This window comes from Primorskyibacter sedentarius, from assembly GCF_004342065.1.
GTDB lineage: Bacteria > Pseudomonadota > Alphaproteobacteria > Rhodobacterales > Rhodobacteraceae > Primorskyibacter > Primorskyibacter sedentarius.
In genome coordinates this window covers 70175-90095 of sequence record NZ_SLZU01000001.1, presented here as the reverse complement: position 1 = coordinate 90095, position 19921 = coordinate 70175, and the positions used below count along the sequence as shown (strand labels likewise).

Annotated in this window: 18 protein-coding genes; 8 read left to right on the top strand and 10 right to left on the bottom strand. The window is 59.9% G+C overall.

Going from position 1 to position 19921, the window contains the following annotated elements; all coding sequences use genetic code 11:
* Positions 1-59: 59 nt before the first annotated feature.
* The 3 genes from EDD52_RS00440 (at position 60) to EDD52_RS00430 (ending at position 4830) form a co-directional block, all read left to right on the top strand.
* Positions 60-2582, top strand: coding sequence for a penicillin-binding protein 1A (locus EDD52_RS00440; protein WP_132241059.1), 2523 nt, complete (start codon positions 60-62; stop codon positions 2580-2582).
* A 134-nt stretch (positions 2583-2716) separates the two neighbouring features.
* Positions 2717-3841: a peptide chain release factor 2 gene (gene prfB / locus EDD52_RS00435; protein ID WP_132241058.1), complete on the top strand. Its 1125-nt coding sequence runs from the start codon at positions 2717-2719 to the stop codon at positions 3839-3841.
* A 176-nt stretch (positions 3842-4017) separates the two neighbouring features.
* Positions 4018-4830 (top strand): DUF2189 domain-containing protein, encoded by an 813-nt coding sequence (locus EDD52_RS00430; protein WP_132241057.1) that lies wholly within the window; start codon positions 4018-4020, stop codon positions 4828-4830.
* 38 nt (positions 4831-4868) lie between these two features.
* On the opposite strand, the gene EDD52_RS00425 is transcribed toward EDD52_RS00430, so the two are convergent.
* A complete protein-coding gene (locus tag EDD52_RS00425; RefSeq protein WP_132241056.1) occupies positions 4869-5630 on the bottom strand; it encodes a helix-turn-helix domain-containing protein in 762 nt (253 codons plus the stop codon).
* Between the two features lie 160 nt (positions 5631-5790).
* Here EDD52_RS00425 and EDD52_RS00420 point away from each other — a divergent pair, with 160 nt between their 5' ends.
* Positions 5791-6273, top strand: coding sequence for a hypothetical protein (locus EDD52_RS00420; RefSeq protein WP_165907427.1), 483 nt, complete (start codon positions 5791-5793; stop codon positions 6271-6273).
* Position 6274: 1 nt separating this feature from the next.
* Here the strand turns inward: EDD52_RS00420 and ilvN are convergent, their stop codons facing one another.
* A complete protein-coding gene (gene ilvN, locus EDD52_RS00415; protein WP_132241054.1) occupies positions 6275-6835 on the bottom strand; it encodes an acetolactate synthase small subunit in 561 nt (186 codons plus the stop codon).
* A gap of 87 nt (positions 6836-6922) precedes the next feature.
* A complete protein-coding gene (locus EDD52_RS00410; RefSeq protein WP_132241053.1) occupies positions 6923-8677 on the bottom strand; it encodes an acetolactate synthase 3 large subunit in 1755 nt (584 codons plus the stop codon).
* A gap of 335 nt (positions 8678-9012) precedes the next feature.
* Between EDD52_RS00410 and EDD52_RS00405 the strand changes: the two genes are divergently transcribed.
* Complete coding sequence (locus EDD52_RS00405) at positions 9013-10014, top strand: YihY/virulence factor BrkB family protein (RefSeq protein ID WP_132241052.1); 1002 nt, start codon at positions 9013-9015, stop codon at positions 10012-10014.
* 26 nt (positions 10015-10040) lie between these two features.
* On the opposite strand, the gene EDD52_RS00400 is transcribed toward EDD52_RS00405, so the two are convergent.
* Together EDD52_RS00400 and EDD52_RS00395 are read right to left on the bottom strand one after the other, a co-directional pair.
* Positions 10041-10682: a response regulator transcription factor gene (locus EDD52_RS00400; protein WP_132241051.1), complete on the bottom strand. Its 642-nt coding sequence runs from the start codon at positions 10680-10682 to the stop codon at positions 10041-10043.
* Entirely contained in the window at positions 10679-12109 is a 1431-nt protein-coding gene (locus EDD52_RS00395; RefSeq protein WP_132241050.1) for a cache domain-containing protein, read from the bottom strand. Before EDD52_RS00395 ends, EDD52_RS00400 begins: the two co-directional genes overlap by 4 nt.
* 250 nt (positions 12110-12359) lie before the next feature.
* Between EDD52_RS00395 and EDD52_RS00390 the strand changes: the two genes are divergently transcribed.
* The 3 genes from EDD52_RS00390 (at position 12360) to EDD52_RS00380 (ending at position 16794) form a co-directional block, all read left to right on the top strand.
* Entirely contained in the window at positions 12360-13442 is a 1083-nt protein-coding gene (locus EDD52_RS00390) for a TRAP transporter substrate-binding protein (protein WP_132241049.1), read from the top strand.
* A gap of 84 nt (positions 13443-13526) precedes the next feature.
* Positions 13527-14426, top strand: a complete 900-nt coding sequence (locus EDD52_RS00385; protein ID WP_132241048.1) for a TRAP transporter small permease subunit — start codon at positions 13527-13529, stop codon at positions 14424-14426.
* A gap of 13 nt (positions 14427-14439) precedes the next feature.
* Positions 14440-16794, top strand: a complete 2355-nt coding sequence (locus EDD52_RS00380; protein ID WP_132241047.1) for a TRAP transporter large permease — start codon at positions 14440-14442, stop codon at positions 16792-16794.
* Between the two features lie 81 nt (positions 16795-16875).
* On the opposite strand, the gene EDD52_RS00375 is transcribed toward EDD52_RS00380, so the two are convergent.
* The 5 genes from EDD52_RS00375 to EDD52_RS00355 all read right to left on the bottom strand — a co-directional run bounded on the left by EDD52_RS00375 (position 16876) and on the right by EDD52_RS00355 (position 19828).
* Positions 16876-17265 (bottom strand): VOC family protein, encoded by a 390-nt coding sequence (locus EDD52_RS00375; RefSeq protein WP_132241046.1) that lies wholly within the window; start codon positions 17263-17265, stop codon positions 16876-16878.
* Between the two features lie 8 nt (positions 17266-17273).
* Positions 17274-18092 carry an arginyltransferase gene (locus EDD52_RS00370; RefSeq protein WP_132241045.1) on the bottom strand — a complete coding sequence of 273 codons (819 nt, stop codon included), beginning with the start codon at positions 18090-18092 and terminating at the stop codon, positions 17274-17276.
* 86 nt (positions 18093-18178) lie between these two features.
* Positions 18179-18631, bottom strand: a complete 453-nt coding sequence (locus tag EDD52_RS00365; protein WP_424449504.1) for an RDD family protein — start codon at positions 18629-18631, stop codon at positions 18179-18181.
* 96 nt (positions 18632-18727) lie between these two features.
* The gene (locus EDD52_RS00360) at positions 18728-19165 is read right to left on the bottom strand and encodes a DUF2852 domain-containing protein (RefSeq protein WP_132241044.1); all 438 of its coding nucleotides are present in this window, start codon (positions 19163-19165) and stop codon (positions 18728-18730) included.
* A gap of 192 nt (positions 19166-19357) precedes the next feature.
* Complete coding sequence (locus EDD52_RS00355) at positions 19358-19828, bottom strand: YbaK/EbsC family protein (RefSeq protein WP_132241962.1); 471 nt, start codon at positions 19826-19828, stop codon at positions 19358-19360.
* Between the last annotated feature and the right edge of the window lie 93 nt (positions 19829-19921).

The window sequence follows — 19921 nt, the reverse complement described above, 5'->3', positions numbered from 1 at the left end:
TTTGACCCTGTGCTGGACTGTGTGTAGACAGAGCGCACAAATACACAGGAATATGTTGCGTGCTCAGGTTCATCCTATCCTTCTTCGGTGCCATATTCAGCGTTCTGACGCTGGGGCTGATGATGCTCGCGCTAAGCTTGGGCGCGATTTTCTGGATTTACGGGCGCGATCTTCCCAGCCACGAATCCCTTGCGCAATACCGCCCGCCCACGATCAGCCGGATCTACTCGACCGAAGGCAGAATCATTGATGAATTCGCCGAAGAGCGTCGTCTCTTTGCGCCCGCCGAAGAGATCCCCGTCCTGATCAAGCAGGCCTTCATCTCTGCCGAGGACAAGCTTTTCTACGAGCATCAGGGCTATGACCCGCGCGGCATCGCTTCGGCGATCTATGACGCTGTGAAGTCGCGCGGTAAGAACGTTCGCGGTGCCTCGACCATTACCCAGCAGGTGATGAAAAACTTCCTTCTGTCCGGCGACCGGCAGCTGGAGCGAAAGATCAAGGAGATCATGCTCGCCACCCGGTTGGAGTCGACGCTGACGAAGGAAGAAATCCTCGAACTCTACCTGAACGAGATCTATCTTGGTGAGAATTCTTATGGCGTGGCCGCGGCGAGCCAGACCTATTTCAACAAGGCGCTCAGTGAGCTTGCACCGCATGAGGCGGCCTTTCTGGCCTCTCTGCCCAAGGCTCCGTCGGATTTCCACCCGGTGCGCCGCAAGGAACGCCTGACCGATCGCCGGAACTTCGTGTTGAAGGAAATGTTTGAAAACGGCTATCTGACGTCTGCCGTGTACGAGCAGGAATTGGCGCAGCCGCTGCGCTCTGTCCAGAATGGTGACTTCGAAAACTTCAGGGCGCAACTGCCACCACGCGACTATTTCACCGACGAAATTCGCAGGCAGTTGTCCGATGATTTCGGCGAAGGCGAATTCTTCTCGGGCGGTCTGACGATTCGCGCCACGCTCGACCCGGAAATGCAGGTTGAAGCGGCGAATGCGCTGCGCAGGCAGCTGGAACAGTATGATCGCGGGATCGGTCGCTGGCGCGGCACGGGCAAGAAGATCCCCGCTGACAAGCTGGGCAGCGAAGAAGCATGGCGTGCCGCCCTGTCCGAGGTCAAGGTCGCCCGTGATATTGATCTGGAGACAGAATGGTATCCGGCCGTCGTTCTTGCTGTCGAGGATCAGCGGCTGCGTATCGGCATCGAAGGCGTGCAGGAATCGGATGCCGAGCCCTTCGTGGTGCCGCGCAAGGATATCTCCTGGCTCAAGGGCAATTTCTTCGACAATTTCGAGGTCGGTGATGTGGTCCATGTCCGACGGATGGTCGAGGACGGATCGGGCAACTTCATCCGCTGGACCTTGCGGCAGGTACCGGAAGTGCAGGGCGGCTTCGTGGCGATGGACGTCAATACCGGGCGCGTTCTGGCGATGCAGGGGGGCTTCAGCTACCAGCATTCGGTGTTCAACCGTGCAACCCAGGCGCAGCGGCAGCCGGGCTCCAGCTTCAAACCTTTTGTCTACGCGGCGGCACTTGATTCCGGCTACACCCCGGCGACGATCGTCGTTGACGCGCCGATCGAGATCAACACCCCACAGGGTGTGTGGCGGCCCAGAAACTCGTCCAACAAGTTTTACGGTCCCACGCCGCTGCGCACAGGGATCGAAAACTCGCGTAACCTGATGACCATCCGCCTTGCACAAGAGGTGGGAATGGGTGTTGTTGCCGATTATGCCGAACGCTTCGGCGTCTATGACAGGCTGAACCACGTGCTTGCGAACGCGCTTGGCAGTCAGGAAACGACCCTGTTCCAGATGGTCGCGGCCTATGCGATGTTTGCCAATGGCGGCGAGCGGGTCGAACCGACCCTGGTGGACCGGGTGCAGGACCGCTATGGTGAGACGCTCTACCGGCATGACCAGCGCATCTGCGAGGATTGCGCCAATCCCGGCATTCCAAACAACCTTGGCCCACGCATCGTGTCCAACCGCGAACGGGTGATGGATCCGGTCACGGCCTATCAGCTGACCTCCATGATGGAGGGTGTGGTCAAGCGCGGTACGGCAAAGGGGCGGGTCAACCTGCCTGTTCCGACTGCGGGCAAGACCGGTACGACAAACGATGCCAAGGACGTATGGTTCGTGGGCTTCACCTCGAACATCGTGGCAGGCTGCTATATCGGCTACGACCAGCCGCGCAGCCTTGGTCGCAGCGCCTCTGGCGGTGGCTTCTGCGGTCCGGTGTTCCAGCGCTTCATGACGAAGGCAGTGGCCAAATATGGCGGCGGTCCATTCAAGGTGCCCCCGGCCTGTCAGTTCATCAAGATCGACCGCTTCACCGGTGCCCGCCTGTCCGACAGCGCAAGCGGCGACAATGTCGTGTCCGAATGTTTCCGCGAGGGGGAAGAGCCCTTCTTCGGTATCCAGCTTGATGGCGGGTTTGCGATGGGGTCTGATTTCGACCTGATCCGCCCGGCGGCCGACAGCAAGCCCCGCGAGGTCACGACATCAACCGGCAAGAAGGCCATCGTCGGCCCGAAGGCGACCTTCGGTTCCATGAGCTCTGGCGGTCTGTACTGATCCCGGTGGGGGCAGGCGAGGCGTCTATTCAGCAACCGCCCCGCGGCTCTGGCGGGCGGCCTGATCGGGCCGTCTTGTCCCGGCCCGCTACGCTTGCTATCACGCAGATCTGACAAGAACAGGCAGGACTCCTCATGCGCGCAGACGTTCAGAATACCGTCGAGAAGATCGAGAAATCGCTCGAACTCCTGCGCCAGAGGATGGATTGGGAAACCGCCCCGCATCGGCTCGAGGAATTCAACGCCCGGGTCGAGGATCCCGATCTGTGGAATGACCCGGATGCCGCGCAAAAGTTGATGCGCGAGCGTCAGATGCTGGTAGATGCGTTCGACACGCATAACGCCATTCAGCAGGAAATGCGCGACAATATCGAGCTGATCGAGCTTGGCGAGATGGAAGACGACGCGGAAGTCGTCAAGGATGCCGAAGAGGCCTTGCGGAGCCTTGAGACCCGCGCCGCGCAGAAAGAGCTGGAGGCGCTGCTGGACGGCGAGGCCGATGGCAACGACACCTTCCTGGAGATCAACGCAGGTGCCGGCGGAACAGAGTCCTGCGACTGGGCGTCGATGCTGGCGCGCATGTATGTCCGCTGGGCAGAAAAACACGGCTACAAGGTGGAGTTGCAGTCGGAATCCTCTGGCGACGAGGCCGGTATCAAATCCGCCGCCTACAAGATTTCCGGCCCCAACGCCTATGGCTGGCTGAAATCGGAATCGGGTGTCCACCGGCTGGTCCGGATCTCGCCCTTCGATTCCGCCGCGAAACGGCATACGTCTTTCAGCTCTGTCTGGGTCTATCCGGTGGTCGATGACAATATCGAGATCGAGGTGAACCCGTCGGATATCCGCATCGATACCTACCGATCTTCGGGTGCCGGCGGCCAGCACGTCAACACCACGGACTCTGCCGTGCGGATCACCCATGTTCCCACCGGGATCGTTGTGACAAGCTCTGAAAAGTCGCAGCACCAGAACCGCGATATCGCGATGAAGGCATTGAAATCGCGGCTTTACCAGATGGAGCTGGACCGGCGGAACGCTGCCATCAACGAGGCGCATGAAGCCAAGGGCGATGCGGGCTGGGGCAACCAGATCCGGTCCTATGTCCTGCAACCCTACCAGATGGTGAAGGATCTGCGGACGCAGGTAGAGACCTCAGACACCAAGGGGGTTCTGGACGGCGACCTTGATCAGTTCATGGCAGCGACACTGGCGCTGAAAGTATCGGGCAAGAGCCGCTCCGAAGCGCAGGGCGAGTGACCCTCGCCGATCTGCCCTTTGGGGCGCGTCGCTGACAGAGCACTCCGGTGAAAGAGAGGTGACGCGCGCCCTTGGCTAACCCGGGCTGCGTGCCGACCTTCATTCGCATCTTGATTGTTGCATGCTTTGGCGTTCCAATAAGCCTAGGAACCGCGCGGGTTCGGAACGGAGGAGATATGTCCGAAACACCACAACGTGGAGTCCCGCCCCTTGGCACGGTTGATTTTGCTCTGTTGAAAGAGGCCCTGCGGCGCGGATTTGCCGATATGAAACGTGCGCCGGGTTTCGCGCTGATCTTCGCCGGGGTCTATGTCCTGGGCGGCTTGGTCATGACATGGGTGACATGGCAGACCGGAACGACCTTCTGGCTCGTCCTCGCCACCATCGCCTTTCCCCTGCTTGGCCCCTTCGCCGCGGTCGGGTTCTATGATGTCAGTCGACGGCTGGAACAGGGCCGCCCGCTGGACTGGATGCAGATTTTCAGCGTCATCCTGCGCCAATCGGCGCGGCAATTGCCGTCAATCTGCGCCATCATCGTCATGGTATTCCTGTTCTGGTTCTTCCTGGCCCACATGATCTTTGCGCTCTTCCTCGGGCTGAGCACAATGACGAATATTTCAAGCTCAGGGGAGGTCTTCCTGACCGGAAACGGGCTTGCCATGCTGGGCGTGGGCACGCTGGTGGGGGCGGGCTTTGCGCTGCTGCTCTACATGATCACGGTTATTGCCTTGCCGCTGCTGCTTGACCGGGAAATAGACTTCGTGACCGCGATGATCACCAGCTTTCAACTCGTTCTTCATAACCCTGTCCCGATGCTGGCCTGGGGTGCGTTCATCGCGGCGCTGACATTCGTGGCGATGGTGCCGGCCTTTCTTGGGCTGCTGCTGGTGCTGCCATTGCTGGGGCATGCCACGTGGCATCTCTACCGGCTGCTGGTTGCGCGTGGCGCGGATGAAAAACAAGGGGCAGGCATCGTCGCATCGGCCTGACGGCTTCTGCGCGGTGGGCAGCCTGCCCCTTGCAGGCCTTAACGGAATGGCTCGTTCACGCGCAGATGGGTCCGGTGGTAGGTCAACAGATCTTCGGAGCGCACGAAGCCAGAGCCGCGCGCGGCCTTCAGCACATCGTCAAGATCATCGCCGAGATGTTCGTAGACCTGCCGGGCGACACGCCGCCCAGACATGGTTTCCCGGACGGTGCGCGTGGCGTAGCCGATCCAGAAATTGTTCTCGAACGAAGGCTCTCGTGCGAGAAAGTTGAACGAGAAGGTCAAAGAATTCCTGCGGCTGATGAGCGAGGCAACCCCGCCTTCCTGCGGGACCATGAAACCGCGGAACTCCCGCGTGCGCGCGTCGGTGCTCAGCCCTTGCTGGCGCATCGCTTCCTTGGCCTCGTAACCGCGGATGAAGGTGTAGTTGTCTTCGCGGTAGACGTAGACCAGCCCTTGCACGAACATCTCGTCATCGGTGAAGCTGCGGCGCGAGAAGCGGTAGAACCCGGATGGGAACATGTCTTCCGCGACCTGGTTGCTGCCGGCCCCCACGAAATCCGAAACCTCTGGGTGATGCAGCAGATCGTGTTTGACGGTACTGATGTTCGAAACAGGTTCCAGCAGGATCCGTGCGTCGACGTCAAAGAAGGTACAAATGCGATGCAGAACATCCGGGCGTGGAAAGCTTTCGCCCGTCAGGTAGCGGTTGAACTGCGTGCGGTTGATCCCGAGATCGCGGCACAGTCCAGAGATCGAGGCAGCGTCCTTCGTCAGTTGACGCAGATTGGCACCCAACATGTTGCGCAAGTCGGACGGACTCGGGGCTGCTTGTGCATTTCTCTTCAGCCTCGCCATTGGCAATTCACCCTCGAGTTGATTTTGTAGTTCTTAGTTTAACTATAAGTTTCGAACTACACACAGATTGATTACGACTTGATGCTATTTGGCGTCACGTCTGGTGCTATATGGCGACAACACTGCGATCAAACGACACAAATTGCAAGCCCGAGACGCTTGGAAAATCATGTGCAGCCGCATTGGAATGTCGGAAACTTATGAAAAGTTCGAAGGTATAGTAAAAATGAGCTGCAAAAGTATGTTTGGCGTAGTGTTGTGGAGTGACGCAAAGGACCGCAAGGCGGTGATCTGGTGCGAGGATCACGGGGACTTGGCGTATTACGTAGGTGCAGATCAAAGCGCCTTGGATGGCGTTTCCCTTGATGCGGGCGACCTGATCCAGTTCGATATGCGGCAAGACGCACATCTGCGTCTGGCGCGGAATCCGCAACTGGTGGTGGAACAGGAATATCCAGATTTGGCGAGCAAGTTGTCTGCGCCTGCAGCCCCCAGAACGCGGGCGCGGTCTTCAGATCATCTTGCAGCGAAGACGCCGAACGTTGTGTCGATCGACGCCTTCCGTGGCAACCTTGCGATTGCCTGAGTCAGATACCGCGTGACAGGGCAGCAACCCCTGTCCTTGCAACTTCCAAAAGACCCAACGGGCGCATGAGATCCGCGAAAGCGTCGATCTTTTCCGGTGCGCCTGTAAGCTGGAAAACAAAGCTTTCCAGTGTGCTGTCGACGACATTGGCCCGGAAGATATCCGCCAGCCTCAGTGCTTCGACGCGTTTCTCCCCATGACCTTCGACCTTGAACAACGCAAGCTCGCGTTCGACGAAAGGCCCCTCGACAGTGAGGTCATGCACCTCGTGCACCGGCACGATCCGCCCCAGCTGGGCCTTGATCTGCTCGATCACCTGGGGTGTTCCCGTCGTCACGATCGTGATGCGGCTTAGATGGCCCGTGTGGTCAACCTCTGCCACTGTCAGGCTTTCGATGTTGTAACCCCGTCCTGCGAATAGCCCGATCACGCGTGCTAGAACCCCGGCCTCGTTATCGACGAGGACAGCCAGGGTGTGCTTTTCGGTGACATCCGAGAAGTTGGGGCGCAGGTTATAGGCCGAATGCTTGTTCGAGCCCTTCTTGATGTGCAGTGCGGACATCTTGATTTCCTTTCCGGCCGGTGCCGCTGCGAAGGCTTTCTCAGAAAGCCCCGCGAAACGATTTTCTGGAAAACTACGCAGTGCCGGTCAAACCAGCACTGCACCTTTGGACCCGATGGCGTCCTTCAGCGAAACCTCGCCCAGAAGCATCTTGTTATGCGGCTCGCCCGAGGGAATCATCGGGAAGCAATTCTCGTGCTTCTCGACCAGGCAATCGAAGATGACCGGGCCATCATGGTCCAGCATCTCCATGATCGCATCGTCAAGATCTGCCGGATCCTTGCACAGGATGCCCTTGGCGCCGAACGCCTCGGCGAGCTTCACGAAATCGGGCAGCGCTTCGGACCAGCTGTGCGAATAGCGCTCGCCATGAAGCAGCTCTTGCCACTGGCGCACCATGCCCAGCCGTTCGTTGTTGAGGATGAACTGCTTGACCGGCAGGCGGTATTGCACCGCCGTGCCCATTTCCTGCATGTTCATCAACCACGAAGCCTCACCGGCAACGTTGATCACCAGCGAGTCCGGATGCGCGACCTGCACCCCGACAGAGGCCGGAAATCCGTAACCCATCGTCCCCAGTCCGCCAGAGGTCATCCAGCGGTTCGGATCTTCAAAGCCAAGATACTGGGCTGCCCACATCTGGTGCTGGCCAACCTCGGTACAGATATACCGATCACGATCCTTAGTCAGCGCCTCCAGCCGGGACAGCGCGTGCTGCGGCTTGATGCTGCCTTCGGACGGCGTGTATTTCAGGCAATCCACCTGTTTCCATTGCTCGATCTGGCGCCACCACTTGGTCAGACCTTCGGAATTCACCTTGCGCCCGCGGGCCTTCCAGACCTTCAGCACGTCTTCGAGAACATGGCCAATATCGCCGACGATGGGCATGTCGACATGGATCACCTTGTTGATCGAGGACGGATCGATGTCGATATGCGCCTTGCGCGATTTCGGGCTGAACGCGTCCAGACGTCCGGTGATCCGGTCGTCGAACCGTGCGCCGACATTGATCATCAGATCGCAACCATGCATGGCAAGATTGGCCTCGTAGAGCCCATGCATGCCCAGCATGCCCATCCAGGCCTTGCCCGAAGCAGGGTAGGCGCCCAGACCCATCAGGGTGGAGGTGATGGGAAAGCCTGTCGCATCGACCAGTTCGCGCAGCAATTGGCTGGCACCGGGGCCCGAATTGATCACCCCGCCGCCGGTATAGAAGATCGGGCGCTGCGCGGATTCAATTGCGGCCACCAGTTCGGTGATCGTTTCCATGTCGCCCTTGACCTGGGGCTGGTAGTGGCCAACAGGCGTCTTGGAGGGCTGTGTATATGTCCCGTTGGCAAACTGCACATCCTTGGGGATGTCGATAAGCACGGGGCCCGGGCGACCGGAGGTCGCGACGTGGAACGCCTCGTGGATGGTTGCCGAAAGACGCTCGGTGTCCTTGACCAGCCAGTTGTGCTTCGTGCAAGGGCGGGTGATGCCGACAGTGTCCGCTTCCTGAAAGGCGTCAGAGCCGATCATGAATGTCGGCACCTGTCCGGTCAGAACCACGATCGGAATGGAATCCATCAATGCATCTGTCAGGCCGGTCACCGCATTGGTGGCACCGGGTCCGGATGTCACCAGCACAACGCCGGGCTTGCCGGTCGAGCGGGCATAGCCTTCGGCAGCATGGACTGCGCCTTGTTCGTGGCGCACCAGAATGTGCCGGATCGCGTTCTGCTGGAACACCTCGTCATAGATCGGTAGCACGGCGCCACCGGGATATCCGAATACCGTATCCACACCCTGATCTATCAGGGCCTGAACCACCATTTTCGCTCCGGTCATCTCACGTGTCATTGCCTTGCTCCGTCTTGCAACGTGATCGTATTCATCTGCGCACAAAAAAGCCCCCGAGGATTATTCGGGGGCGCATGGGGTACCGTCTAGGTTGCCGTTACCGGCCCATGCGCCTTTTCTCTACAATTACGACTAGCGATTCCATAAAGTCGGTCCTTTTATGCGTGGGCGCGACTTATGCATCTGTAGAACCGGTCGTCAACAGTTGGCGTGGATAAAATGTCGCTGCGGACGTAATTTTCGCAACTTTCTTTCCATAATCGTCAAAGAGGGTCACAAGGGTCGGAACTGGCAGCGATGCGAAGCGTTCGTTTGCGAATGGAGAATTTGAGAGTATGACCAAAGGCCATGATGCACGGCACCCGATGCAAATTCCGCTGCGCGGTTGGTGGGAGATCCTCAAGAGGGTCTATAAATGCGTGTTGGAGGACAATCTGGGGCTGATCGCCGCCGGATGCGCCTTTTACGGGCTTCTGGCGATTTTTCCTGCGATCACGGCGATCATGGCGATTGCCGGTCTGGTGACGCAGCCCGAAATCGTGGTCGAGCAGCTGGACGCGATCACAGACGGACTGCCTGAAAATGCCGCGAGCATCGTCATAGATCAGGCGGCCGAAGTGGCGGGGGCCAGTTCGTCCGGCCTGACACTGGCGGTCTGGATCGGTTTCGCACTTGCGGTCTTTTCGGCATCGCTGGCGGTGCAGGCGTTGATGCAGGGGCTGAACGTGGCCTTCGGCGAGGCCGAGAAGAGATCCATCATCTGGATCTACGTGATGCGGGTTGTGCTGACCCTTGGGCTGATCTTCGGATTTCTGGTTGCCGTCGCGGCCGTGGTGGCGCTGCCGGTCGCGCTCAACTTCGTGGCGCTGGGGCCGGTTACCGACTGGCTGGCGCAGGTATTGCGCTGGCCGCTGCTGCTGGTCGCGGCCGCGTTCGGCATCGCGCTGCTGTATCGCTGGGGTCCGAGCCGCAAGCCCGCGCGGTGGCGCTGGATCACGCCGGGTGTGGTGCTCAGCTGTGTCCTGTGGGTCGCGGGCACGCTGGGCTTTTCGTACTACGTGCGCAATTTCGCCGGGTATAACGAGACATTTGGCGCCTTGTCCGGCGTGATCGTGCTGCTGATGTGGATGTGGGTTTCGGCCTTCATCATCCTTTTGGGGGCAGAGCTGGACGCCCAGACAGAGGCGCAGACCGGGCGGGACACAACTGTCGGCCCGCCGCGTCGCCGTGGCCGCAGGGGCGCGCGGGTTGCCAATCAGGTGGGCGGCAAGGACGTGGCTGAGGAGGCGCCGCCAGAACGGATCGGGCAGGTCATATCAGACCCCGTCGACAGCTGAACCGCGAGCATCGCGGGCCAACTGCCTTACAAGTCCACCCCGGTCCCTTGCAGAACACCGTGTTTCAGCGCGTATCGTGTCAGCCCGGCTGTGGAGGAAATGCCCAGCTTGGTCTTGATATTCTTGCGATGCGTCTCGACCGTGCGGACAGAGATATCCAGTGCTTCGGCCACCTCCCTGTTGGATTTGCCCTGAGCGAGTTGCAGCAGGATCGTCTGTTCGCGGGTGGTCAGAGCCTCGCGCTGGTCAGACGGGGAGGGTTCCAGCGACCCTTGCGCCCCGGTGCAGAGGTAACGTTCCCCCGCCATGACCGTATCAATGGCGCGTTTGATCTCTTCGGTCGGTACGTCTTTCAGCACGTAGCCAAGCGCGCCATGGCTGAGCGCCGTAGAGATATAGGCCGGTGTGTCATGCATAGACAGGACAAGGATGCGCGTTTCCGGGCGACGCTCCAGAATGATCTCCGTCGCCGTCAGGCCGCTGAGACCCGGCATATTCAGATCCATCAGGATGACATCGGGGGCCAGTTCGTCCAGCTGGTCAATGATCTGCTGGCCGTCCGACAGCGTCGCCAGGACGGAAATGTCAGGGTATCCGTCAAGAATGGCCTGGATACCCTCGGCCACCATCGGGTGATCGTCCACCACAACCACGGTCGTCTGTTTCATGCATGTGCCTTTCCGCTGGGGCTGGGTGGGGTGTTCTCGGGCGGCAGCATATGGGTCAGGGGGACCTGAGCCTCGATGATCGTTCCACTCCGGGACGACGTGACCCGCAAGGTGCCGCCCAGCTGATCCATCCGTTCCTGCATGTTGCGCAGGCCAAGCCCGCGATCGGCCCCGCTATCAGAGCTGGTGGCATCCATGCCGCGCCCATTGTCGGCAATATGCAAGGTGGCGCCCCGGGTGTGGCCGCGCACATCTATGGTAACGCGCGACGCGCCGGAATGGCGTTCGATATTCGTTAGCGCTTCTTGCGCGATGCGGTAGAGGGCGATCCGGCTGTCCTGATCCAGACGGTTGCGGAAGACGACCGTGCTGAAATTGGTCTGAATCCCGGTGCGAGTGTTGAAATCGTCGGCCAGTGCCTTGAGAGCCGGGCCAAGGCCAAGGTCATCCAGCACGCCGGGACGCAGGTCCCTGCTGATGCGGCGCACCTCGGAAATTGCGCCGGTCAGATGCGCGGACCCTTTGTCGAGCGTCTCTGCGGCCTTCGGGTCGCCCTGAGCCACACGCCGCTTGGCCAGATCGAGCGCGTATTTCACGCCGACAAGGATCTGGCTGATCCCGTCATGCAGCTCTCGGGCGACGCGGCCGCGTTCCTCTTCCTGCGCATCGAACACCCTTTGGGTCAGTTCTTTCAGCTTGGCATCGGCCAGCCGACGTTCGCGGATGTTCAGCACAAGCCCAGAGACAAAGACCATCAGAAGCGCCGACAGCGTGATCGCCCCGATATACAGAAACGTGCGCTGCACGCGCGCTTCCACCTCTGCCCGGGCGGCAGCGACAGAGGCCAGAACGTCATCGATATAGACGCCCGTCCCCACGGCCCAACGCCAGGAGGGGAAGGCGGTGACATAGGTGATCATGCGCGCGTCTTCCCCCGTAGAGGGTTTGGGCCACATATGTTCCAGATATCCAGCCCCGGATCGGGCGACACGGATGAATTCCTGAACCACCAAAGTGCCCTCACTGTCTGTCAGGTCAATCCAGTTGCGGTTGATCATTTCGGTCTGGCGTGGGCTGACAAGGTTTGTGCCGTCGTAATCGTAGACAAAGAAAAACCCTTCTTCGCCATAGATCATCGCGGCAAGGATCTGCATCACCTTGCGTTTAGCGTCTTCATCATCCGGGGGCGCGGCGCCGTAGATATAGAAGAATCCGTTGCGGGCTTGGGTGACGTAATTGCGAAGCTCCTGCTTCTTGGCCTCGATCAACTGCTTCTCAAGGCTGAGGATTTCGCGTTCCGACAGGGCGCGGGACTGATTTGCGACCAGAACAGAGATGGCGGCCGCCGACAGCACCAGCGGCACAGAGGCCAGCAGGAACAGCTTTTGCCGATAGCTGAGTCGGAAGCGGTTGAGCAGTCTGCGCATGGGCATCCTTGTTCGCGCAATATCCGGCGTGGCGCAAGCGTTCCGGGTGCGATGATCGCCGGGACAGCGGCGCGGTGTACGCTACGTCAACTTGTGCCTGCGTCAAAAAACAAGGCGGTCGCGCCGACATCTACGTAGTAATTGGTATTCCATCCCGTGGCCTCTTGTGGCTAGTCTGCCGCCACCGCAACGACCCGCCCCACGCGGGCAGAGGGGGTTGCGTGTCCAACATAGGGTAGGAGAAAACAATATGGATCGTCGTTCTTTTCTGAGAACTTCCGCACTGGGTGGCGGTGCCGCCGCCGCAACCACTCTGGCCGCTCCGGCGATTGCGCAGGGCAACACCACGCTGACCATGGTCACAACCTGGCCGCGCGGACTTGCCGGCGTATGGGATTCCGTCGAGCGCTTTTCGAACAACGTCAATGAAATGTCCGGTGGCACTCTGACCATCGATGCGAAGGCCGCGGGCGAGCTCGTCGGCGCGCTGGAAAGCTTTGACGCCGTGACCGCAGGTCAGGCCGATCTGTATCACGGTGCCGACTATTACTGGGTTGGCCAGCACCCGGCATGGGCGTTCTTCACCGCCGTGCCATTCGGCATGACCGCGCCCGAAATCATGGTTTGGTACTATGCACAGGACGGCATGGCGCTGCACCACGAGCTGGGCGAAGTGTTTGGCGTGAAACCCTTTATCGCTGGCCAGACCGCGGCGCAGGGTGGCGGCTGGTACCGCAAGGAGATCACCTCTGCCGATGATTTCAAGGGTCTGAAATTCCGCATGCCCGGCCTTGGCGGTCAGGCGCTGGCGAAACTGGGCGCTTCCGTCCAGAACATCCCCGGCGGCGAAATCTACCAGGCGCTGTCGACAGGTGCGCTGGACGGGACCGAGTGGATCGGCCCGTGGTCTGACGAACGCCTTGGTCTGCAGGAAGTCTGCGATCACTACTACCCTGCCGGCTTCCACGAGCCCGGTGCGGCCCTGTCGGTTGGCTGCAACCTCGAAGTGTTCAACAACCTGTCGCCCGCGCATCAGGCCATCATCGAGAAGGCCGCCGCTGATGCCCATCAGCACAACTACGCGCTCTTCATCGCCAATAACGGTCCGGCACTGTCGCGCCTGATCCAGGGCGGCTCGCAGATCCACGAATTCTCTGAAGATGTGTGGGATGCGTTCGGTGCGGCCTCCAAGGAAGTCCTTGACGGCTTCATGGATGACGAAATCTTCGCTAAGGTCCGGACGTCGGTCGAGGCTTCGATGGAAAACACCGCAGGCTGGGTGTCGCGTTCGGATGGCGAATATGTGCGCCAGCGGACCCGCGTCAACGGCTAAGGTCGCCCGGACCGAACTTGGGTCCGAACAACAACCGGCTGCGCATCTGTTGATGCGCGGCCTTGCGATATTGGGGGGTGGACGATGCTGGACGCGTTGATCTGGCTGGGAACGAATATCGGCCTCGGCTTCTATAATCTCATCTACGCAATCACCCATCCGGGTCTCTGGCTCGATTGGTCGAACAAGGAAAACCTGCTGCGCTTTGTCTATTACGGCGGCTCGGTGGAGTTCTTCTTTGTCGTCTTCGATCTGTTCCTGGTGGTGACGGTTGCGGGCCTTGTCTGGCGCAAGTTCATGTGGGGCTGCGTGCGCGTATTGGAAGGTTTTGCCAATGGCATCGGGCGTCTGGCCGCATGGGCCGGCCTGATCATGGTGCTTCAGCAAACCATGGTGGTCTTCCTGCAATCCATCTTCCGTCTCGGAGAGATCACGCTCACCCCCATAGGGTTGGGCATCGGGCTGACCTATTCCGTTGGCTGGTGGTCTGAGGGGCTGAAATTTTGGAACGCGGTCGTCATCGCGCTTTGCGTCAGCTACGCCTTTGTTCAGGGCAGCCATGTCCGGGTGGACCTGATCTATGCGCCGCTGAAACATCGCGGCAAGCGACTGGTCGACATGTTCGGGGCGCTTTTTCTGATGGTGCCTGCGGCAGTGCTGACATGGATGTATGCCTGGTTCTTCCTGTGGCGGCACCTGATCACACCCAAGGTTTCGGCCAGCGACAAGTTGGACCTGATGCTGCGCAAATCGAAAATCGTGAAATGGAATGTGGAAACGATCGCCTTCAGCCCGGACGGGTTCAACGCGTATTTCATGTTCAAAATACTGATGCTGTGCTTCGTGGCGCTGGTTCTTCTACAGGCGGTGGCCTTTTTCTACCGCTCCTTCCTCGAATTCGTCGAGGGTGAGGGATCGGCAGACAAATACCTCGACCGGGATACGCTCGGTGAAGGGGAAGAAGCCTATGAAGGCACGCATTGAGGGGTAGGGTCGGATGCTATTCGGACTAGACGGCGTCGAACTTGGGCTGATTATCGTTTTTCTCAGCCTCTTCGCGGGGATCCTTTCGGGATTTCCCGTGGCTTTTGCAATCTCCGGTGCGGGCATCTTCGCCTTTGCCATCATCGCGTTTCTCGACACTCAGGGTGTGCTGATCCACAATGTCGTGGACCCGTCGAGCCAGGCGTTTCGTGATCTTCTGGCGTCCGGGGTCAATCCCGAGACGATCTCGAAGTTTCGATATCCGGATCTGCCGGTAATCTCGACGCCGGTATTCGAACGCGGCTGGGAAGTGGCGATCGACCGGAACCTTTCGTTCATCGTGAACCGTATGAATGAACGCGTCTTTGCGGGGCAGTCTATCGAGACGCTTCTGGCCGTGCTGATGTTCGTCATGATGGGCATCACGCTGGAACGGTCCAAGATCGCCAATGACCTGCTGACCACGATGGCGCGGATCTTTGGCCCGCTGCCCGGTGGTCTTGCCGTCTCTGTCGTGGTGGTGGGAGCGTTTCTTGCGGCCTCCACGGGGATCGTCGGTGCGACTGTCGTGACGATGGGTCTGCTGAGCCTGCCCACGATGCTGCGCAACGGGTATTCGCCGGAACTGTCCACCGGGGTAATTGCGGCCTCGGGGACGCTGGGGCAGATCATTCCGCCCTCGATCGTCATCGTCCTGCTGGGGACGCTTGCGGGGGATCTGTATTCCACAGCGCAGGAATCGCGCGCCTTGGCGGCGGGGTGTAGTGACGCGCTGACGCTGCTGGGTGAACCGGCCGTCGTGTCGGTGGGCACGCTCTTTCAGGCAGCCCTTTTGCCGGGCATCCTTCTGGCCTTCCTCTACGCGGCCTATGCGTTCGGCTATGCGCTGCTGAACCCGTCCAAGGCCCCGCCGGTGGAGTTCGAAAGATCCGATGGCGAGGTCATTACACGCAACGAGGCGCTGACATGGTTCCTGGGTGTCCCGATCGCACTGATCGGCGGGGCGTTGATGCTGGGGCAGGTGGGGCTGATCGGCAGCCAGTCGGTCGTGGTTGGCAGCTTCACCGAAGTGGGCGAATCCGCATCTTTGCGCACAAACGTGTCCGAACAGTGCAAGGCATCGATGATCGAGCTTCACGGCCAAGAGGCCTGGGATGAGGCAGTGGCACAGCAACAGGGCATCGAAGCCGCTGGCGGTGCGCAACAAAGCGAGCGACTGACCGAAGAAGAGATCGCAGCCGCGGTCGAAGCCAAGGCGGCCGCTGCTGCGCCGATTGGCACGGGTGTCGCAATTCTCGCGATCATGCTGGCGCTTATTCTGACCACGGCGCGCGGTGTCGCACCGGGGGCGGATGCACGTCCGCTTGCCATCGGCCTGGGCGGGGTCGGGCTGATGTTGCTGGCCGACATCCTGTTTGTCGGGCCGCAAACCAGTTCCGGCGCGATGGTGCTGTGGCTGGCAATCCCGGCGCTGATCGCGCTTTGGGCCTGCCGTCATGCCGTCGTCCGCCTGGCACAGAACGAGCTGATCCGCGTGGTCTTTCCGCCGCTCGTTCTGATCGTGGCGGTGCTGGGCTCCATCCTTGGTGGCGTCACCAACCCGACCCCTGCCGCAGCACTCGGTGCAGCCGGGGCGATCATGCTAGCGGCCTATCGCAAGCTGCGCGAGGAAGAAAAATCCGGCAAGATCATCATCTACTCCACCTTCTCGGTGATGCTGATGATCCTGATCGGGGCCAATTTCGACCTGCGCATGAATCAGGAAACGGTGGCCTTCGAAAGCTGGGTTGCGTTCATCATCTCTTACGCCGCTTATCTTTATGCCGCGTTCGGGCTGCTTTACGGCTGTTGGGTGTTGTTGCGCACAAAAGTGCTTAGCCCGGTCGTACGCGAAACGGCCAAGGTGACCAGTATGGTCTTTACCATCCTGATCGGCTCGCAGCTGCTGAACCTGGTGGTGATCTCCTTCGGCGGGGAACACTATATCCAGCAATTCCTGCGCAGCTTTGACAGCGAATTCAAGGTCTTCCTGATCGTGATGCTGGTGCTGTTCGTGCTGGGCTTCGTGCTGGATTTTCTGGAGATCATCTACATCGTCATCCCGATCGTGGGCCCCGTCATCTATGGCGGCTCCTTCGATCCGAAATGGGTGACGATCATGATCGCGGTGAACCTTCAGACCTCGTTCCTGACGCCGCCGTTCGGGTTTGCGTTGTTTTACCTGCGCGGGGTGGCGCCGCCCAGTGTCACGACGGGCCATATCTATCGCGGGATCATACCGTTTGTGCTGATCCAGGTGTTGGGTCTGGCGATCCTGTGGTTCTTCCCTGCCATCGTCACTATCGTTCCGGCGCTGATCCCGAACTGACGACAACGTACATAAAAAATCATACGGCCGCCCGGAAAGGCGGCCGTTTTGCATTGGCGGAGCATCCGCGCTGCAGGGCGTTCACGTAAACTGTACAAGATCCCAGCGATTGCCGAATGGATCGCGCCACACGGCCACGGACCCGTAGGGCTCGTGTCTCGGCGCCTCTTCGAACGCGACCCCCTTGTCGCGCAGGGCGAGGTAGTCTCTCTCGAAATCATCGGTTTCAAGGAAAAATCCGACCCGTCCGCCGGTTTGATTGCCAATGGCGGCCCGTTGGGACGCATCCACGGCACGGGCAAGCAGCAACGACCCGCAGGCGGCGCCCGGCGGGGAAACGCGGACCCAGCGCTTTACGCCGCCGAGATCCTCATCCTGATCAAGCGAAAAGCCCAGCGTTCCGACGTAAAATGAAATCGCCTCGTCATAGTCCGGCACGACCAGAGCGACTGCAAAGAGGCGCTGTACCATCCCGAAAGCTAGCCCTTGGCCGGACGGATGCCGGGCAGAGAGATATTGGCCACCTGTTCGGCAATCGGATCGGTCGAAAGCGGGTGAGTGTCAGCCTCGACCTCCTCTGGGTCAGGGACTTGCTGCCAGCGGTTTTTCCGGAACACTTCCAGCCCCGAAAACCGCGATTTGTAACCCATCTTGGCACTGCCTGGCACCCAGTAGCCAAGGTAGACATATGGCAGCCCAGCCTCGCGCGCGATCTCGATATGATCGAGAATCATATAGGTGCCAAAACTCCGCCAGGCCTGATCGGGCTGATAGAAGGAGTAGACCATGCTGACGCCGTCATCAAGAACGTCCGTCAGGCACACGGCCGCCAAGGCATCTTGGTCGTCGGTATATTCCACCACGCGCGAACGGATCGGCGTTTCCTCGATCATGGCGGCGAATTCGAACACATCCATGTCTGCCATGCCGCCATCCGCATGCCGCGCATCCAGATAGGTGCGGAACAGATCATATTGCTGTTCGGTGGCCCAGGGGGATGTCGCGCGCCGTTCAAGATCGGCGTTTCGCTTTGTCGTCCGGCGCTGGCTTTTGGACGGGCGGAAGGACGCAACATCAATCCGGGCGGACAGGCAGGCGGCACAATCGGCGCAGGAGGGGCGGTAAAGCACGTTCTGAGATCGCCGGAACCCCTGTTTGGACAGGGAGTTGTTCAGCGCCTCTGCGGTTTCGCCCTGAAGCGCGGTGAACAGCTTTCTCTCCATCCGCCCTTCGAGGTAAGGGCAGGGTTGCGGAGCCGTCACGTAGAATTGCGGGGCGAGAGGAAGAGAATGGCGCATGGGTGAAACTTCATATGTATGTCACGAAGACTAACAACAGACGTTTCACCCGCCAAGCCCCAGAAATCACAGTTATGCGAACCGTGTCACAGCCCCCGGCGATTGATCGCGACCGACCCCATGAAGATATCCGTCAGTCCCTGTGCGCGCTCGGTCGTCAGCATAAGGACGATGGAGACAAGTTGCGCGGGCATGAAGGCCCAGGACAGCGTGTAGCCAAGCGTGTGCAGGAAAGCCTGCCCAAAATCGAACCGGGCACCATGCTGGTCGCGCAGTTCCATGGACATCATGCGCATCCCCAAAGTGGCAGAGCCACCGGTCAGCGTGGCAACCCGGTAAAGGAAGCCCACGAAGAGGTAGAGCAGAGGCAGGAAGAACAGCCCCGTCAGGAAGGTCATCAGCAGGGCGGGCACCATCAGTGCAATGATAACGATGGTGTCAATCACCCAGGCCAGCAAACGCTTTGTCGGTATGCCGGCATAGAATTCCGGCTGGAATGCCGGGTCGGGTTGGATGTATCGCGGTTGGGTCGTCATCATCGCCTTGCGGGGCCTCCTGTCAGGATGGGGTAGCAGATCCGGCATGGCCGGGAAAGGCCATGCCGGGAGGGGACGTTCAACACCTGAGGGGGGAGATCAGGCGTCTTCGTCCTCGGACTTGTGCGCCAGGTCAACGCGGCGCGACCGATCTTCCATGAACTGGTCGAATTCCGCCTTGTCCTTGGCTTCGCGCAGACGTTGCAGGAAGGCTTCGAACTGTTCCTGTTCCTCTTCCAGACGGCGCAGCGTGTCGCTCTTGTAGGCGTCGAACGCGGCGTTACCGCTGCTGCGGGCGGCTGTGAAGCCGTGGCTCATGCCATTGCTGCGAGAGAGGCGACAGGTTTTAGCGAACATTCGTTTGCTCCAGATCATGTATGCAAGAAGGGCGAGGCCGACGGGCCAGAAGAAGATAAAGCCGAGTACCATGGCGGCGATCCAGGCACCCTTGCCTTTGCTGTCGAGCCACGCCTCGCTTCGGGACAACCAGTTCCGACCGGTGCTGGCATAGGTTTCGTATGAGGCGGCGGTGTTCATGTGTGTCTCCGTTTGCGTGTCGATGTGAATTCCTTTCACATTACCTAGATTGGCATCACGGGCCTATCTTGCAAGGGTTTATGTGAATGGTTTTTACATTTTCTGCGTAAGCATCTGTAAGCATGCATTAATTAGGAGGTTTTTTTACCGGCCTCCGGGGGTGTTTAACGAAGAAAACAGGCAAAAAGGGCGTCAGGATGCGGTGAAATCCGCCGTTTCGGCCCCTGTAAGTCTCGGCAATTCTGCCGGATCGAGCGAAAAAACATGGCGCGGCGTGCCCGCTGCGGCCCAGATCCGGTCGAACTGCAAAAGACGCGGGTCAAGCCAACAGCGGATCGGTTGCAGGTGCCCAACCGGAGAGACGCCGCCAATGGCAAATCCGGTCCGCGCACGAATGAGCGCCGCATCGGCCTTGTCAAGCGGTTCCCCCGCGACGGCACTTGCCTGCGAAGGGTCAACGCGATTGCCGCCTGCGGTCAGGAATAACAGCACGTCGCCGCTGTCATGGCCGCGAAAGATGATCGACTTGGCGATCTGATCGAGCGTGCATCCAACGCCATCTGCCGCTTCCTGCGCGGTCCGGGCGTTTTCCAGTTCCTGAATGTCAGGGGTGATGCCGGCAGCCTCCAGCGCTGCGCGCACACGTTTCAGCGACTTCGACATATCCACCTCCGGCCCGGATTGATCTTCGGCAATCTGACCCAGCCGCGGGTGGTCGGCAAGCCCGCGCAAAGCTGCATTGACGTCTCTTCGCGC

Bases quoted from the DNA above. Each gene is read 5' to 3' on its own strand.
- ilvN (WP_132241054.1), bottom strand. From the start codon at position 6,835: ATGTCCGCACTGCACATCAAGAAGGGCTCGAACAAGCATTCGGCCTAT.
- EDD52_RS00425 (WP_132241056.1), bottom strand. From the start codon at position 5,630: ATGTTGGGTGCCAATCTGCGTCAACTGACGAAGGACGCTGCCTCGATC.
- EDD52_RS00380 (WP_132241047.1), top strand. From the start codon at position 14,440: ATGCTATTCGGACTAGACGGCGTCGAACTTGGGCTGATTATCGTTTTT.
- EDD52_RS00385 (WP_132241048.1), top strand. From the start codon at position 13,527: ATGCTGGACGCGTTGATCTGGCTGGGAACGAATATCGGCCTCGGCTTC.
- EDD52_RS00375 (WP_132241046.1), bottom strand. From the start codon at position 17,265: ATGGTACAGCGCCTCTTTGCAGTCGCTCTGGTCGTGCCGGACTATGAC.
- EDD52_RS00405 (WP_132241052.1), top strand. From the start codon at position 9,013: ATGACCAAAGGCCATGATGCACGGCACCCGATGCAAATTCCGCTGCGC.
- EDD52_RS00370 (WP_132241045.1), bottom strand. From the start codon at position 18,092: ATGCGCCATTCTCTTCCTCTCGCCCCGCAATTCTACGTGACGGCTCCG.
- EDD52_RS00410 (WP_132241053.1), bottom strand. From the start codon at position 8,677: ATGACACGTGAGATGACCGGAGCGAAAATGGTGGTTCAGGCCCTGATA.
- EDD52_RS00430 (WP_132241057.1), top strand. From the start codon at position 4,018: ATGTCCGAAACACCACAACGTGGAGTCCCGCCCCTTGGCACGGTTGAT.
- EDD52_RS00365 (WP_424449504.1), bottom strand. From the start codon at position 18,631: ATGATGACGACCCAACCGCGATACATCCAACCCGACCCGGCATTCCAG.
- prfB (WP_132241058.1), top strand. From the start codon at position 2,717: ATGCGCGCAGACGTTCAGAATACCGTCGAGAAGATCGAGAAATCGCTC.
- EDD52_RS00355 (WP_132241962.1), bottom strand. From the start codon at position 19,828: ATGTCGAAGTCGCTGAAACGTGTGCGCGCAGCGCTGGAGGCTGCCGGC.
- EDD52_RS00395 (WP_132241050.1), bottom strand. From the start codon at position 12,109: ATGCGCAGACTGCTCAACCGCTTCCGACTCAGCTATCGGCAAAAGCTG.
- EDD52_RS00390 (WP_132241049.1), top strand. From the start codon at position 12,360: ATGGATCGTCGTTCTTTTCTGAGAACTTCCGCACTGGGTGGCGGTGCC.
- EDD52_RS00400 (WP_132241051.1), bottom strand. From the start codon at position 10,682: ATGAAACAGACGACCGTGGTTGTGGTGGACGATCACCCGATGGTGGCC.
- EDD52_RS00360 (WP_132241044.1), bottom strand. From the start codon at position 19,165: ATGAACACCGCCGCCTCATACGAAACCTATGCCAGCACCGGTCGGAAC.